This window comes from Poseidonocella sp. HB161398, from assembly GCF_005870025.1.
GTDB lineage: Bacteria > Pseudomonadota > Alphaproteobacteria > Rhodobacterales > Rhodobacteraceae > Mangrovicoccus.
In genome coordinates, this window is sequence record NZ_VATA01000006.1 from 172,943 (window position 1) to 188,120 (window position 15,178).

A 15,178-nucleotide genomic window follows, 5' to 3' on the forward strand; every position below is an offset into this window, starting at 1 on the left:
CTACCCTTTCTTGCCCTTGCGGCGGCGGAACGGGCCCTGGCCGGGCCGGGCCGTGGCGAAGAGCTCCATCAGGACCATGCAGATCCAGGTGAAGGCGAAGGCCATGATCGCGATGGCGGCGGGCTGGTAGGCATAGTCCTGGCCGATCTGCACCATGTAAGGGCCGAAGCCGGGACGGCTGAGCAGCGAGGTGACGACGAATTCGCCCAGGCTGATCGAGAAGGTCAGGAAGGCGCCCGAGACGATGGCCGAGCGGATATTGGGGAAGATCACCGTGGCGACGGTCCTCAGGCGCGAGGCGCCGAGGCTCTCGGCGGCCTCGGTCAGCGTGGCGATGTCGATCGCCGCCATGCCGTTGTCGACCGCGCGGTACATGTAGGGCAGCGACAGCACCGTGTAGCCGATCACGAGCAGGAGGTTGGTGCCCGCCTCGGTCATGGTCAGCGGCAGGACCGACCCGGTGCCGTAGATGCGGACATAGCCGAAGACCAGCACGACGGGCGGGATGATCAGCGGCATCAGGCTGAGGAACTCGGTCAGCGGGCGCAGCCCGGGCAGCTTCAGCCGCACCCAGTAGGCGGTGGGCACGACCAGCAGGATGCCGAGGACGATCGCCGCCAGCGAGGCCATGGCCGAGAAGCCCAGCACCTGCAGGAAGAGGTCGGAACTCAGCACCGAGCGGTAGGACTCGAAGCTCAGCTCGCCGCGCTTCATCTGCAGCGAGAACTTGAAGGTGGCGTAGAGCGGCACCAGGAAATAGGCGGCGGCGAGGAGCGCGGCCAGCCAGGACAGGACCGGGACGCGCCTCATGACCGCCACCTCTCGGCGCGGCGGCGCAGGAGGAAATAGACCGTGTTCGAGGCGGCCATGATGACGATCATGCCGACCGCCAGCGCATAGCCCAGGTTCGGATTGTAAAGCACGTTGCCGCGGATCTGCTGGAAGAGCACGATCGGCACGACGCCGAAATTGGCCGAGGTCAGCGCGTAGATCGTCGCCAGCGTGCCGAACGCATTGGCGAAGAGCAGCAGGAAGCAGCCCAGCACCGACGGCGCCAGCAGGGGCAGCGCGACGCGGCCGAGATACTGGCGGGGCGAGGCGCCGAGGCTTTCGGCCGCCTCGCGCCATTCCGGCCGCATGCCCTCGAGCGCGGGCGTCAGCATCAGCACCATCAGCGGCAGCTGGAAATAGAGATAGGTCAGCGCCAGTCCCCAGAAGGAGAAGAGCGAGAAGCCCGCCGCGTAGATGTTCAGCCCGAAGACGTCGCGCAGCACCAGCGTCGCCAGCCCGAGCCGCCCCAGCGTGGCGATGAAGGCGAAGGCCAGCGGCACGCCCGCGAAATTCGAGGCCACGCCCGAGAAGGTCATGAAGCCGCGCCGCACCCAGCCCGGCAGCCCGCCGAGGATCAGCGCCCAGCCCAGCACCAGCCCGGCCAGCGCGCCCATTCCGGCGGAGACGAGGCTGAGCCGGATCGACAGCCAGTAGGAGGCGCGGATCTCGGGCGAGAAAAGCTGCGCCATGGTCTCCAGCGACCAGCGCCCGTCGGGGGTCTGGAAGGCGCCGCGCACCAGATAGCCGATCGGCAGGATGAGGAAGAGCGCCGCGAAGGCGAGAAAGGGCAGAAGGCCGAGCCAGCGCCAGCCGGTGCGCGCCAGCCGGCGTCGGGGCCGGGCAGTGCCGCCGTCGAGGGGGAGATGGGCCAAGGGGAGGGCTCCGGGGAGGGCGAGGGAGGGCGCAGGCCCTCCCTCCGGGTTGCGGGGGGAGCGCCTTACTGGACACCCATCTCGGCGGCCCAGTTCTTCGCCACCGCGGCTTTCGCCTCCGACTGCTCGGCGAGCGTGGGGAAGACGGCCCTGGCGTAGTTCCCGGCGGGCGGCAGCTTGGCCAGCAGATCCTCGGGGATCACGCCGCGCTCCGCGAGGTCGTTGAAGCGGATCGGGTGGCAGTAGCCCGCCAGCCACAGGAGCTGCCCCTCGTCGGAATAGAGATACTCCATCCACAGCTTCGCGGCGTTCGGATGCGGCGCATAGGCCGAGATCGCCTGGACATAGACGCCCGCGACCACGGCATCCGTCGGCACGACCACCTCGACCGGCGGGTTGCCGCCGAGCTTGTCGCGCATCGCCAGCAGGTTGTAGTCCCAGTCGAAATAGACCGGCGTCGTGCCCTGCGCCAGGTTCTGCGCCGAGCCGTTCACCGGGACGAAATTGCCGCTTTCCTTCAGCTCCCGGAAATAGGCGATGCCGGCATTCAGCGCCTCGGCCCCCTTGCCGCCGCCATTGGCCATGCCCGCCGCGTAGACCGCCATCATCACCGAATTTCCGGTGCGCGGATCGCCCTGCAGCGCGACCGAGTTGCGGAATTCCGGCGATGCCAGCGCCGCGAGGCTCTGCGGCGCCTCGGGGAAGATGTCCGAATTCACGGCGAAGCCCAGAACGCCGTAATAGTCGCCGTACCAGTAGCCCTCGGCATCCTTGGCATCCGCGGGGATCGTGTCCCAGCTCGAGACCTTGTAGGGCTGCAGCAGCCCCTCGTCCTTGGCCGCCGGGCCGAAGGACAGGCCCACATCCAGCACGTCGGGCGCCTGCGGGCCGGTATTGCCCTTGTTCGCCTTGACCGCCTCCAGCTCGTCGGCGGAGCCGGCATTCGGGTTCAGCTCGTTGACCTCGATGCCGTATTTCGCCGTGAAGCCCGCGATCACCTCGCCATAGCCGCACCAGCTATGCGGCAGCGCGATCGTGGTCAGCATGCCTTCCTCCTTCGCTGCGGCGATCAGCTCGGCGGAAGGCTCGGCCAGCACCGTGCCGGCGCCCGAGGCGGCAAGGGCCGCCGACAGCGCGAGCGCAGAGGTCGTCTTGGTCATGGTCCATCTCCATCTGGCAAACAGCCCCCAGGGCGGCCGTCCGGGCGGCGCTGCAAGGCTCGGCCGCTGCCCTAAGCGCGGAATGCAAAGCTTTCTTGACGTTTCCGTTGCGCCCGCGTGACGTCGCGCCGAAGGCGCGCATTTCCCGGAGCCCGAAGGCGCGCATTTCCGGGAGCCCGAAGGCGCGCAATCGCGGGGTCCGAAGGCGCGGGACCCCACTCGCCCTCGGGTTGCGCCGCCCGCTTTTCCGCTCACGCTTTGCGCCGGGCCTGTGCTCTACTGCCGCGCGTAGACCCGTGCCGCCAGACGGCACTGCCAGAGGAGGACCGCCCGTGACCCGTCCCGCCCGCCTGACCGCGAAGGATTTCAGCCCCGAGCTGCTGGAGCTCTACGACTTCTACGCGCATGGCATGATCACCAAGCGCGAGTTCCTCGACCGCGCCGGCAAGGCCGCCATCGGCGGGCTCAGCGCGGCGGCGATCCTGGGGATGATGTCCCCCGACTACGCGATGGCCGAGCAGGTCAGCTTCAACGATCCCGACATCAAGGCCAGCTGGATCACCTATCCCTCGCCCGACGGACATGGCGAGATGCGCGCCTATTACGTGCGCCCGGCTGGTGCCGAAACGGCGCCCGGCGTGGTCGTCGTCCACGAGAACCGCGGGCTGAACCCCTATATCCAGGATGTCGCGCGGCGGCTGGCCAAGGCCGGCTTCATCGCCATGGCGCCCGACGGTCTGACGCCGATGGGCGGCTATCCCGGCAATGACGAGGAGGGGCGCGCGCTGCAGCAGCAGGTCGACGGCGAGAAGCTGATGAACGACTTCTTCGCCGCGGTGGAGTTCCTGATGGCCGACGAGGCCGTCACCGGCAAGGTCGGCATCACAGGCTTCTGCTATGGCGGCGGCGTGTCGAATGCCGCCGCGGTTGCCTTCCCCGAGCTCGGCGCCGCGGTGCCCTTCTACGGCCGCCAGCCCGACCCGGCCGACGTGCCGCGGATCGAGGCGCCGCTGCTTCTGCATTACGGCGGGCTCGACGAGCGGGTGAATGCCGGCTGGCCGGCTTATCGCGACGCGCTCGACCTCGCTGGAAAGACCTACGAGGCGCATGTCTACGAGGGCGCAAATCACGGCTTCCACAACGACTCCACCCCCCGCTATGACGAGGCTGCGGCGACCCTGGCCTGGGAGCGGACGATCGACTGGTTCCGCACCCATCTGGGCTGAGCCGCCCCGCCCCGCGGCCCGGGATCAACTATCGACCGGGACCTCCGACAGGAGCAAGCGGCGCTGCATCGGGTCGGCGGTCGGCAGGCCTTCGCGCACGGCATCGAGCACCTGCGAATGCCCCGCCGCCAGAGCCGCCATATGTGCCTTGGCGCTCGTGCAGGTCCCGACCACGACGAAGCGGTTCGGGGTCTCGGCGACGCCGTAGATGGTGCAGCCCGCATTGCTCTCGGCGGCGCGGGCGGGCGGCACCGCCTTCTCCATCGCCGCGAGGAAGGCGTCGCGGGTCTCTTCCGAGGTGTCGAACATCACCGCCAAATTGCGCGGGGTGACGACGCTCTCGTCGGTTTCTGCCGCGGGGATCCCGGCCAGCTCCTCGGGCCAGACCTGCTGCGGCTCGCCCACCGCGGCGCCGACCGCCTGCAGATGCGGGGTCTCCATATGGCTGTCGAGTGCCGCCTGGTCGCGCCAGCGCTCCACCAGGAAGACGCCGGGGCTGCCATCCTCGGCGCGGAAGGCCTCGAAGGAGATGTTGCCGGGCTCGGCCCGCGATCCGGCGATGTTGTCGCGCATCACCTCGAGGAAGCCGTCCTGGGCGGCATCGGTCACGGGCAGGATGACGAAGGCCTGGACCGTCCGGGGCGCCTGGGCCTCGGCGGCGGTGGACAGGCTGAGGGCGGTGGCCGTGGCAAGCATTGCGGAACGCATGGAACCTCCTGAAAACATGGAACTGCGCAGCGGCGCCCGCGGATGCCGGGCAGCCGGAAGGACGCCTGCGTCAACCCGCAGCGCCGCCGCTTTCCCCCATCTTTGCGGGGCCGGGCCATATTCCAGGCACCGGCGGCTTCCCGATCGCAGGGGCAATATCAACGCATTGGAGAAGGGTGCCGCGTGGCACGGCCGGACAATATCGCCGATCTCAGGGTGCCCGAGGGGCTGGCGCGGATGGGCAGCCTGACCGCAGCGGCGGCCGATCTGGCATCACGGTTGCCGTCGCCTCGAAGCGGCTGCAGCGGCTGGAGGCGGTGCTGGGCGTGCGGTTCGCGGACCGCTCCGCCCGCGCGGTGCGGCTGTCCCGGGACGGGCAGAGCATGCCGGCCGAGTGCCGACATGCGGTCGACCGGGTCGAGGATGCGGTGCAGGGCCGGGCTGGGGGCGTGGTGCGCATCTCGGCGGCGGTGGCCTTCGCGCAGCGCCAGATCGCGCCGCTCCTGCCGGGATTTCTTCATGCGCATCCGGGCATCCGGGTCGAGATCGAGGCTTCGAACCGGCGTCGAACCTGGGCGAGGAGGGCATCGCCATCCGGCAGGGGCCGCCGCTGGCTGCGGATCCGGCGATCCGCGGGCGGCTGCCGCACGGGCATGTCCTGGTCGCGGCGCCGGGCTGCCTGAAGAGGAACGGCCTGCCGGAGCATCCTGACGGTCGGGCTGCCGCCGCCGAAGGCCTGGCAGCTGACTGACGGGCGCCGCAGCTGCGCCGTGCCGCTCGGCAATGCGCTCAGCGCCAGCGACGGCGAAATCGGCCATGCCGCGGCTCTGGCGGGCGGCGGCATCGCGCTGAAATCGTTCCGGGACGTCGCGGCGGATCTGGCCGCGGGGCGGCTGGTGCGGGCGCTGCCCGGCTGGCAGGGCGGGCCGCGCGCGGTGCATCTGCTGGTGCCGATGCGCGATTTCCAGCCGCGCCGGGTGACGCGCCTGCTCGGCCGTCTGAAGGCCGGGCCGGCGGAGCGCGCAGGCACTCGCCGGCGCCTGACATCCGCGCTTTGCAAGCGCGCCGTAATGGCCTAGTCATGAAAACATGTTTTCTCCGGAGCGTGCCATGCAGTCCCAGTCCTTCCTCTCCCGCGTCCGGCGCAAGCTGCCCGATCTGCATCCGGCGGAGCGGCGGCTCGGCGAGCTGATCTGCGACTTCCCCGGCGAGGTCGCCAGTTATTCGGCCTCCGAGCTGGCCGCCCTGGCCGAGGTGTCGAACGCGACGGTGAGCCGCTTCGTCAAGCGCCTGGGCTATGCCTCCTACGAGGATGCCCGCCGCGACGCGCGCAGCGAGAGCAGCAGTGGCTCGCGGCTCTACACCCGGCAGACCGGGGCGGAACCGGCGGCGGCGCCCGACGCCTTCGTCGAGACCGACATCGCCAATATCCGCGAGAGCCTGGAAGGCGTCAGCCGCGCCGGGGTCGATGCCCTGGCCGCGCGGATCCTGGCTGCCCGCCGGGTCTGGTGCGTCGGCTACCGCGCCTCCAATCCGCTGGCCAGCTACCTGTGCTGGCAGCTTCTTCAGGTGGTCGAGGACGCGGTGCCGGTGCCCGGCGGGGGCCAGACGATGGGCGAGCATGTCGCGCGGATGGCACCCGGGGACGTGGTCATCGTCTTCGGCCTGCGGCGGCGGATCGCGGGGTTCGGACAGCTGCTCGACGCGGTCCGCGGCACCGGCGCCGCGGTCGCGCTCGTCACCGACGAGGGCGCGCCGGAGGACCGGCAGGTCGACTGGCATTTCCGCTGCGCGACCCGCTCCTCCGGACCGCTCTTCAGCCATGTCGGCGTCATGGCGCTGCTGAACCTGCTGACCAACCGCGCGATCGAGCTGGCCGGCGACTCGGGCCTGCAGCGGCTGGGCGCGATCGAAAGCATGAACGACCTCCTCGACGAGCTGTGACCGGCCGCGCCGCCCGCGATTGAGGCGCTGTGCGAGAAAATGTGATTACACAATGTGCAATCCTGTTTTCTCGTAAGAAAATATTGCGGGCGCGGATGAAAATAAATTTGCGCCATGGTGAAAACATGATTTCACCAAGTCCAGACAATCCCCGAGCCAGATACAGTCATGAAGGACATTCCGATGCGCAAGCTCTTCGCCACGACCGCCCTGATCTGCCTTGCCCAAGGCGCCGCCGCCGAAACCGTCACGCTGCGCGTGCTGGGCCAGCCGGTCGGCTCCGGCCTGATCCAGCAGCAGAAGGAGCAGCCCTTCTTCGAGACCTTCGCCGAGACCACCGGCATGGATGTCGCCATCGAGTACCTGCCGGTCGATGTCGCGGGCATTCCCGACACGGACGGCATGCGCGTCCTGCGCACCGGGCTTTTCGACATCGTGTCGGTCCGCGGCCCGCAGGTCAGCCGCGACGAGCCGACCATGCTGGGGCTCGACCTGGTCGGGCTGAACCCGGATTTCGCCAGCGGCCGCGCCCATACCGAGGCCTTCCTGCCGACCGTCGACGCCGCCGTGCAGAAGCGTTTCAACGCCAAGCTGCTGGGCGTCTGGCCCGCGGGGCCGCAGGTGATCTTCTGCAAGCCCGAGATCGGCGGGCTCGCGGATCTCGAGGGGCTGAAGGTGCGGGTGGGCGACCAGTCCGCCGCCGCCTTCGTCGCCCAGTTCGGCGCGACCGGCGTGCCGATGCCCTTCGGCGAGGTGCAGCAGTCGCTGGCCCGCGGCGTGGTGGACTGCGCGATCACCGGCCCGGCCTCGGCCAATTCCGCGGGCTGGCCCGAGGTCACGACCACCGTCCTGCCGGTCGCGCTGCAGCTCGCGGTCAACGGCTACGCGATCAATCTCGACAGCTGGAACGGCCTCGGCGCCGAGGCGCAGGGCCAGCTGCAGGGCGCGATCGGCACGCTGGTCGACTCCGTCTGGGACTATTCCGAAGAGCTCTACCAGGACGCGATGAACTGCAATACCGGCCAGGAGCCCTGCGAGCACGGCACCCCCTATGCGCTGGAAAGCGCCGCGGTCACCGAGGCCGATATCAAGGCCGTCTCGGAGGCGCTGGTCAGCTCCTCGCTTCCGGCCTGGACCAAGCAGTGCAACGCGGTGAATGCCAGCTGCGAGGCCGACTGGATGGCCTCCGTCGGCGCCGAACTCGGCCTCTGAGCCCCGCTCCCCGAAGGAAGGACGACAGGATGCAGACCTACAAGCGCGCCTGCGCGATCGTCTTCGGCCTGATGATGACGGTGCTCTGCGCCGTCGTCGCGGCCGAGACGGTGATGCGCAAGCTCTTCAACCACTCCCTCGCCGGCGTCGACGAGCTCTCGGGCTATGCCATCGCCATCGGCGCGCCGCTCGCCTTCGCGGTGGCCGCGATCGAGCGCAGCCATATCCGGATCAACCTGCTGCACATGCGCCTGCCGCGGCGCATGCAGGCGGGGCTGAACCTCGTCTCGGCCCTGGCGCTGGCGGCGCTTGCGGTCTTCCTCCTGGCCTTCGCCTTCCGCACGCTGACCGAGACGCGGATGTTCGGCTCGGTGGCGCAGACGCCCTGGATGACGCCGCTGATCTGGCCGCAATCGGCCTGGCTGGCGGGGATGGCCGTCTTCACCCTGGCCGCGGTCCTGCTGGCGCTCGCCGCGCTGCGCTGCGCGCTGCGCCGCGACACCGGCGCGCTGGCCGACGGCTTCGGGCCGGAAACCGCCGAGGAGGAGCTCTCTGCCGAGCTCTCGGATCTGGAGGCACGGGCATGAGCGTCACCGTCATCTTCGCCGGGTTCCTGTGCATGCTCGCGCTGATGTTCCTGTCGATGCCGGTCGCGGTGTCGATCCTGGCGGTCGGCGGCATCGGCGGCTATCTCGCCTATGGCATGCCGCTGGTCGAGACCATGGGCGGCGTGGTCTGGGGCACGCTCAACAACCCGGTCATGACTGCCATTCCGCTTTTCATGCTTCTGGGCGAGCTGCTGTTGCGCGGCGGCATCGCCGACCGGATGTTCGACACGCTGGCGGTGTGGCTGGGCCGCCTGCCGGGCGGGCTCCTGCACACCAATATCGGCACCTGCGCGCTCTTCTCGGCCACCTCCGGATCCTCGGTCGCCACCGCCGCCACGGTGGGCACGATCGCGCTCCCGGCGCTTGGCGAACGCAACTACCCGGTGCGCCCGGCGCTCGGGACCCTGGCCGCGGGCGGCACGCTGGGCATCCTGATCCCGCCCTCGGTCAACCTGCTGGTCTACGGCTCGCTGGCCAATGTCTCGGTCGGGCAGCTCTTCATCGCGGGCATCCTGCCGGGGGTCCTGCTGACGCTGCTCTTCTCCGCCTATGTGATGATCCGCTATCCCGATGCCGGGCGCGACAGCGCGGCGCCGGACCTGCCCGCCGCGGAAAAGCGCCGGCTGCTGCGCCATCTGGTGCCGCCCGCGGTGATCTTCGGCATCGTCATGGGCTCGATCTATGGCGGGCTGGCCACCCCGACCGAAAGCGCCGCGCTCGGCGTCATGGCGGCCTTCTTCTTCGTCTGGCGCGGCGGGCGGCTCGGCTGGCCCCTGCTCGAGACCTGCTTCATCCAGTGCGCCCGCACCACCGGCATGGTGATCCTGGTGATCGTCTGCGCGCTCCTGCTGAATGTCACGCTGTCGATGACCGGCGGCACCCAGGCGGTGACCCGCTGGGTCACCGGGCTCGGCCTGTCGCAGACCGCGCTCCTCCTGCTCCTCGTCGTCTTCTACGTGGCTCTGGGCATGTTCATGGACGCGATGTCGATGCTGGTCCTGACCGTGCCGATCGCCGTGCCGATGGTCGCCGCGCTCGGGGTCGATCCGGTCTGGTTCGGGGTCTTCGTCGTTGTGATGTGCGAGATCGGGCTGATCACGCCGCCTGTGGGCATGAACCTCTTCGTGGTGCAGGGCGTGCGCCGCGGCGGCGGCGATTTCAACGACGTGATCCGCGGCGCCACGCCCTTCGTCATCCTGATGATCGGCTTTGCCGGGCTGCTGGTGGCGGTGCCGCAGATCGCGCTGCTGCTGCCGCAGATGGCGGCGGGGCGCTAAGATGGAGGTCGAGATGGAGACCCTGCGCCTGCGCGCCGCGGCCGGGCGCGACCGCCTGCTGGTGGTCAACCCGAACGGCAATCCCGAGGTCACGCGCCTCGTCGCGCGCATCGCCGCCGGGGTGGTCGCCCCGACGACCGGGCTCTGCGTGCTCAATCCCGAGGGCAGCCCGCATTCGATCGAGACCTTCGCCGACCGGCAGCGCGCCGAGCCGCTGGCCGTCGACCTGCTGGCGCGCCATCCGGGCTATGGCGGCTACGTGATGGCCTGCTTCGACGACATCGCGGTCGATCAGGGCCGCCGCTTCCTCGGCGCCCCGGTGGTCTGCGCGGCCGAGGCGGCGATCTCGGTCGCGCGGATGTTCGTCCCGCGCTTCGCGATCGTCACCACGGTCGAGAGCATGGTCCCGGGCATCCGCGCGCTGGTCCGCAAGCTCGGCGCGGCGGACGCCTGCGCGGTGCGCGCAGCGGGGATCGGCGTGGCCGAGGCGGCGGCGGGCGGCGAGGCGATCGCCCGGCGGATCGACGGCGCGATCGCCGATGCCCGCAATTTCGACGGCGCGGGCGCGATCATCCTGGGCTCCGGCGGGCTGGCCGGGCGGGCGGGCGAGCTGTCCCGGCGCCACGGCCTGCCGGTGATCGACAGCATCGAGGCCGCGGTCGCCATGGGCGAGCTGGCAATGCGCCTGCGCGGCTGAGCGGGGGCTAGGGCGCCCCGTCCTCCGGCTCGCGGTCCCGCGCGAATTGCGGGATGCCCGGAAAAGGCGGCAGCCAGGGCTCGCGGCGGCAGGTCCAGAGCTCGTATTCCGGTTCGAACTGGCCCGGCGCGTCGAGCGTGCCGAGATGCAGCTCGATCTCGCCGCCGCTCCTGGCGAAGACCGAGGATCCGCAGACGGGGCAGAAGAACCGGCCGCGATAGCCGCGCGGCGTGCCGGTCACGGTGACGGCCGCCTCGCGGAAGATGGCCGCGGCGAAGAACGGCGCGCCATGGTGCTTGCGGCAGTCGAGGCAGTGGCAGAGCCCCACCCGCTCGGGCGGTCCGCTCGCCGAGACCCGGATCGCGCCGCACAGGCATCCTCCCGTCATTTCCGCCATGTGCATGCCCCTTTCGAACCCGCCCCAGCATAGGCGGCGGTGCCCGGCGGCGCAAAGCCCTGAAGGGGCTTGGGGGCCCGGACACGGGCTTGTGCCGTCTGCGTTTGCCGACCGGTCGCAGGCGACGAGGGCCGCTTGGCGCTGCCTGCTGCGGGGTCTTCGGGATGCGTTAGCCAAGCTCCCCGCCAGCACAGAACCCTCGCAAGGTTCCGAAAGGGGGTCACGAGGCGCCGCCTGGGAGGAAATCCCTGCGCTCCCTGAGGAGCTTGGCGCGGGTGTGCCGTCCCATGGCCGGGATCGTGCCGGTTCCCCGTCCGGGTTGCAGAGGCGCTCTCCCCCGGGCTGGTTCAGCAGCCTTTCAGGCGAGGCACCGGCGGCGCGACACGTGGCGGGGCCAGAGACCGCTCCTGTGCGGGCCGGAATAGCCGGCTTTCGAGGCGCGTGCCCTGCGGCCAGCCGGGTCGTTCCGCGGGAGAGACGGGCCTTTGCGCTCCGGCCCCGCATCGCTACCGGGGACAGGTGCGTCGTCGCTGTCCGGCGCGGCGGGCCGGTCCTGCGCTCCGGCAGGCTGGCGACCTCGGGCCGGGACCGGCTTCGGGCGCGCACCGAGGCGGAGAAATTCTCCCGAGCTGCGGCTGCAGCGGCCCGGGGAAATCCGTCGCGCCGCCCCGCGGGCGGAGGAGACGTCGCCTCCAGGGCTGGCCTGCCGCGATCCTTCAGCAGCCCGCCGGTATTCTGGCCTGCGGCGCCGCAGACCAACGAAGAGTGTCCGCATCCGCCAAGTCCCCTGGCAGGGCAGCGGGCACGCCACATGTCTGCGGCCGAACGCCGGGCGGCTGCGCCATCGGGCGCCCGGCTAGGGGAGCGCGGGCAGCGCCGCCTCCAGCCGGGGCGCGGCGAAGTCTAGGAAGGCGCGCAGCTTCTGCGGGACCGGGCCGCCGCGGTAGAGCAGGCTCACCGGCCAGGGCGCGGGTTCGTGCCGGGCGAGGACCACCTCCAGCCGCCCCTCGGCCAGCGGTCCGGCGATCTGGTAGGAGAGCACCCGCGTCAGCCCCAGCCCGGCGACCGCCGCGTCGATCGCCGCCTCGGCCGTGTTCACCGACAGGCGCGAGCGGACCGGCACGGCGCGCGCGTCCTGGCCCTCGCCGAAGCTCCAGCGCCCGGCCGCGCCCAGCGTGCCGAAGGTGATGCAGTCATGCCCGGCCAGCGCGTCGGGATGCGCCGGCCGGCCGCGTGCCGCAAGATAGCCGGGGCTGGCGCAGACCACGCGGCGCACTGCGCCGACGCGCCGCGCGCGCAGGCTGCTGTCGGGCAGGCGGCCGATGCGGATCGCGGCGTCGATATTCTCCTCCTGCAGGCTGACGGGGCGGTCGGTCTGCTCCAGCCGGATCTCGACCTCGGGATAGGCCTGCAGGAAGGCGGTGGCGGCGGGCAGGACATGCAGCCGGCCGAAGACGATCGGCGCGGTCACGGTCAGCAGCCCGCGCGGCGCGGCGAATTCGCCCGAGGCGATGCGCTCGGCCTCGGCGACGTCCTCGAGCACGCGGCGGCAGGCGGCGAGATAGCCGGTGCCGGGATCGGTCAGCGCCAGCCCGCGCGGCGAGCGGTGCAAGAGCTGCGTGCCCAGCCGCTCCTCCAGCTCCGCGACCCGGCGGCTGACGGTGGCCAGCGGCAGGCGCAGGCGGCGCGCCCCGGCCGAGAGGCTGCCCGCATCGACGCAGGCCACGAGGATCGCCATGGAGTCCAGTCTGTCGGCCATGCTTCCATTTTCCGGGAGGATACTTCCCAAAACTACGGTCTGCCGCTGGAAAATGGAAGGTCTATCTCTGGGCCACGACAACGAGAGACACAGCACAGAGGAACCCGTCCCATGTCCCGCATCGCCATCCCCGCCTCGATCGAGGCCGCCCCCGACGCCTCCCGCCCGCTACTGGAACAGGTCCGGGCCCAGCTCGGCAGCGTGCCGAACCTGTTCCGGCTGGCCGCCCGCAGCCCGGCCGCGCTCGAGGGCTATCTCGGCCTCTCCGGCGCGCTCGGCAAGGGGCGGCTGCCGCTTGCCACGCGCGAGCGCATCGCCCTGGCCATCGCCGAGTTCAACGGCTGCGGCTACTGCCTCTCGGCGCATGGCTACCTGGCCGCCAACCTGGCCAAGCTTCCGCCCGAGGAAATCGCCGCCAGCCGCCTGGGCCGCTCGGCCGATGCCAGGGCCGCGGCCGCCGTGGCCTTCGCCCTGAAGGTGGCTGAAGGGCGCGGCCAGGTGGCCGATGCCGACCTGGAGGCGCTGCGTGCCGCGGGCCATGACGACGGCATTGCGGTAGAGATCGTCGCGCAGGTCGCGCTGAACGTCCTGACCAACTACCTCAACGAGGTTGCGCGGACCGAGATCGACTTCCCGCTGGCCGAAGGCGTCGCCGCCTGAGCCCGCCGCGGCGGCGGGCGCTGCGCCTGCCGCCGTCCCCGACCCGAAAAGGAGCCCCCGAATGACCCGTCCCCCGCTGCCCCCCTTCACCCGCGAGACCGCCATCCAGAAGGTCCGCCTGGCCGAAGACGGCTGGAACAGCCGCGACCCGGAAAAGGTCGCGCTCGCCTATACGGAAGACAGCCGCTGGCGCAATCGCAGCGCCTTTCCGCGGGGCCGCGCCGAGATCGTGCGCTTCCTCGCCGCGAAATGGCAGGCCGAGGCCGAGTACCGCCTGATCAAGGAGCTCTGGGCCTTTTCCGGCAACCGCATCGCCGTGCGCTTCGCGTATGAATGGCGCCGCGCCGACGGGCAGTGGCTGCGCTCCTACGGCAACGAGAACTGGGAATTCGACGAGGCCGGGCTGATGGCCGTGCGCCATGCCAGCATCAACGACCTGGAGATCGCGGAGGAGGCGCGGCTGTTCCGCTGGCCGCAGGGGCGCCGTCCGGACGACCATCCCGGGCTGAGCGATCTGGGGCTGTGACCATGTCCGTCCCCTCCGACATCGCCTTCACCCCGGCCGTCAAGGCGCAGCAGGCGGCGCGGGGATCGCGGGACCTTTATGAAGGCGCGCTGGCGCGGCGGCCCTGGCCCGAGGCGGTGCCCGCGGATCTCGCGGCTTTCGTCGCTGCGCAGGCCAGCGTCTTCCTCGGCACGGCCAGCGCCGGGGGACAGCCCTATATCCAGCATCGCGGCGGCCCGCCGGGCTTTCTGAAGGTGCTGGAGCCGCGGCTCCTCGGTTTCGCCGATCTGGAGGGCAACCGCCAGTATGTCACGCTGGGCAACCTCTCGGAGAACCCGCGCGCCTTCCTGTTCCTGATCGACTATGCCGGGCGGCGGCGCATCAAGATCTGGGGCAGCGCCCGGGTGGTCGAGGACGATCCGGCGCTGATGGCGCGGCTGGGGCAGGATGGCGGCACCCGCGCGATCCTCTTCGAGATCGGCACCTGGGACGCCAATTGCCCCAAGCACATCCCGCAGCGCTTCGAGGCGGCCGATGTCGCCCGCGCGCTGGCCGCCCGCGACGCGCGGATCGCCGAGCTGGAGGCGGAGCTGGCCGGGCTGGCAGGAGGCTGATCCGGCGGCTGATCCGGCGGCGGGGCCTGCTGCGCCCTGCTGCCGCAGGGGCGCATTCCGCAAGGTCGTCCCGGGCCCGCCCCCCTCCCGCGCGGGGCCGGGCGCTCCTATCTGAACGCTCACCGGGCCGGATGTCCCTCCGCCCGGGACGGCACAGAGCCGAGGACAGAACAGAGGAGCCATAGATGGACACCAGCGACCGCCAGGCAATCAGCGGACTTTTCGACAAGCTTGCCGAGGTGGAGCGCCAGGCGCCCGCCCGCGATGCCGAGGCCGAGCGCTTCATCGGCGACGCGATCACCCGCCAGCCGGGCGCGCCCTACTACATGGCGCAGACAGTGGTGGTGCAGGAGCATGCGCTGAACGCCGCCCAGGCGCAGATCGCGCAGCTCGAGGCCGAGCTGGCCGAGGCGCGCCAGGGGCCGCAGGGCGGCGGCGGGTTCCTCTCGGGGCTCTTCGGCGGCGGGGCCGCGCCGCGCCGGGCCGCGCCCGCGCGCCAGCCGATGCCGCAGGGCGCCCCCGGCGGCTTCCTCTCGGGCGCCGCGCAGACCGCGATGGGCGTGGCGGGCGGGATGCTGATCGCCAATGCCGTCTCCGACATGTTCGCGGGCGAGGCCCATGCCGAGGAGATGCCGCCCGAGGAAGAGCCCGATTTCGGCATGGACGATTTCGGCGACGAGGAGTGGTGACACCCGCCGCGGCGGCGCC

The 15,178-nt window shown here is 71.0% G+C and carries 18 protein-coding genes; 12 read left to right on the forward strand and 6 right to left on the reverse strand.

Annotated elements, in window-relative coordinates; translation table 11 throughout:
- The 3 genes from FGX59_RS07415 to FGX59_RS07425 all read right to left on the reverse strand — a co-directional run bounded on the left by FGX59_RS07415 (nt 1) and on the right by FGX59_RS07425 (nt 2,863).
- On the reverse strand, nt 1–810 hold the full coding sequence (locus tag FGX59_RS07415) for an ABC transporter permease (RefSeq protein ID WP_138465891.1): 810 nt from the start codon (nt 808–810) through the stop codon (nt 1–3).
- Nucleotides 807–1,655 carry an ABC transporter permease subunit gene (locus FGX59_RS07420; RefSeq protein WP_171060555.1) on the reverse strand — a complete coding sequence of 283 codons (849 nt, stop codon included), beginning with the start codon at nt 1,653–1,655 and terminating at the stop codon, nt 807–809. Before FGX59_RS07420 ends, FGX59_RS07415 begins: the two co-directional genes overlap by 4 nt.
- Before the next feature lie 113 nt (nt 1,656–1,768).
- Entirely contained in the window at nt 1,769–2,863 is a 1,095-nt protein-coding gene (locus FGX59_RS07425) for an ABC transporter substrate-binding protein (RefSeq protein WP_138465893.1), read from the reverse strand.
- Between the two features lie 332 nt (nt 2,864–3,195).
- On the opposite strand from FGX59_RS07425, the gene yghX reads away from it, so the two are divergent.
- Nucleotides 3,196–4,089, forward strand: coding sequence for a YghX family hydrolase (gene yghX, locus FGX59_RS07430; protein ID WP_138465894.1), 894 nt, complete (start codon nt 3,196–3,198; stop codon nt 4,087–4,089).
- A 24-nt stretch (nt 4,090–4,113) separates the two neighbouring features.
- Here the strand turns inward: yghX and FGX59_RS07435 are convergent, their stop codons facing one another.
- The gene (locus FGX59_RS07435; RefSeq protein WP_171060551.1) at nt 4,114–4,797 is read right to left on the reverse strand and encodes a putative quinol monooxygenase; all 684 of its coding nucleotides are present in this window, start codon (nt 4,795–4,797) and stop codon (nt 4,114–4,116) included.
- A gap of 176 nt (nt 4,798–4,973) precedes the next feature.
- On the opposite strand from FGX59_RS07435, the gene FGX59_RS07440 reads away from it, so the two are divergent.
- From FGX59_RS07440 to FGX59_RS37510, 7 genes are all read left to right on the forward strand, one after another.
- On the forward strand, nt 4,974–5,480 hold the full coding sequence (locus FGX59_RS07440) for a LysR family transcriptional regulator (protein WP_138465896.1): 507 nt from the start codon (nt 4,974–4,976) through the stop codon (nt 5,478–5,480).
- Between the two features lie 60 nt (nt 5,481–5,540).
- On the forward strand, nt 5,541–5,876 hold the full coding sequence (locus FGX59_RS07445; RefSeq protein WP_255471550.1) for a LysR substrate-binding domain-containing protein: 336 nt from the start codon (nt 5,541–5,543) through the stop codon (nt 5,874–5,876).
- Between the two features lie 31 nt (nt 5,877–5,907).
- Nucleotides 5,908–6,741 carry a MurR/RpiR family transcriptional regulator gene (locus FGX59_RS07450; RefSeq protein ID WP_206078304.1) on the forward strand — a complete coding sequence of 278 codons (834 nt, stop codon included), beginning with the start codon at nt 5,908–5,910 and terminating at the stop codon, nt 6,739–6,741.
- A 168-nt stretch (nt 6,742–6,909) separates the two neighbouring features.
- Nucleotides 6,910–7,953, forward strand: coding sequence for a TRAP transporter substrate-binding protein (locus tag FGX59_RS07455; RefSeq protein WP_240722308.1), 1,044 nt, complete (start codon nt 6,910–6,912; stop codon nt 7,951–7,953).
- Between the two features lie 29 nt (nt 7,954–7,982).
- The gene (locus tag FGX59_RS07460) at nt 7,983–8,540 is read left to right on the forward strand and encodes a TRAP transporter small permease subunit (RefSeq protein WP_138465899.1); all 558 of its coding nucleotides are present in this window, start codon (nt 7,983–7,985) and stop codon (nt 8,538–8,540) included.
- Nucleotides 8,537–9,838, forward strand: a complete 1,302-nt coding sequence (locus tag FGX59_RS07465; RefSeq protein WP_138465900.1) for a TRAP transporter large permease — start codon at nt 8,537–8,539, stop codon at nt 9,836–9,838. Before FGX59_RS07460 ends, FGX59_RS07465 begins: the two co-directional genes overlap by 4 nt.
- Nucleotides 9,839–9,851: 13 nt before the next feature.
- On the forward strand, nt 9,852–10,535 hold the full coding sequence (locus FGX59_RS37510) for an aspartate/glutamate racemase family protein (protein ID WP_171060552.1): 684 nt from the start codon (nt 9,852–9,854) through the stop codon (nt 10,533–10,535).
- Between the two features lie 7 nt (nt 10,536–10,542).
- Here FGX59_RS37510 and FGX59_RS07475 read toward each other — a convergent pair whose 3' ends face one another.
- Together FGX59_RS07475 and FGX59_RS07480 are read right to left on the reverse strand one after the other, a co-directional pair.
- Nucleotides 10,543–10,932: a GFA family protein gene (locus FGX59_RS07475; protein WP_138465901.1), complete on the reverse strand. Its 390-nt coding sequence runs from the start codon at nt 10,930–10,932 to the stop codon at nt 10,543–10,545.
- Nucleotides 10,933–11,788: 856 nt separating this feature from the next.
- On the reverse strand, nt 11,789–12,691 hold the full coding sequence (locus tag FGX59_RS07480) for a LysR family transcriptional regulator (RefSeq protein WP_206078305.1): 903 nt from the start codon (nt 12,689–12,691) through the stop codon (nt 11,789–11,791).
- 111 nt (nt 12,692–12,802) lie between these two features.
- Between FGX59_RS07480 and FGX59_RS07485 the strand changes: the two genes are divergently transcribed.
- The 4 genes from FGX59_RS07485 to FGX59_RS07500 all read left to right on the forward strand — a co-directional run bounded on the left by FGX59_RS07485 (nt 12,803) and on the right by FGX59_RS07500 (nt 15,159).
- Nucleotides 12,803–13,351: a carboxymuconolactone decarboxylase family protein gene (locus FGX59_RS07485; RefSeq protein WP_138465902.1), complete on the forward strand. Its 549-nt coding sequence runs from the start codon at nt 12,803–12,805 to the stop codon at nt 13,349–13,351.
- A gap of 61 nt (nt 13,352–13,412) precedes the next feature.
- Entirely contained in the window at nt 13,413–13,877 is a 465-nt protein-coding gene (locus FGX59_RS07490; RefSeq protein WP_138465903.1) for a nuclear transport factor 2 family protein, read from the forward strand.
- 2 nt (nt 13,878–13,879) lie between these two features.
- Complete coding sequence (locus FGX59_RS07495; protein ID WP_138465904.1) at nt 13,880–14,470, forward strand: pyridoxamine 5'-phosphate oxidase family protein; 591 nt, start codon at nt 13,880–13,882, stop codon at nt 14,468–14,470.
- 185 nt (nt 14,471–14,655) lie between these two features.
- Complete coding sequence (locus FGX59_RS07500; protein ID WP_138465905.1) at nt 14,656–15,159, forward strand: DUF2076 domain-containing protein; 504 nt, start codon at nt 14,656–14,658, stop codon at nt 15,157–15,159.
- Nucleotides 15,160–15,178: the final 19 nt, after the last annotated feature.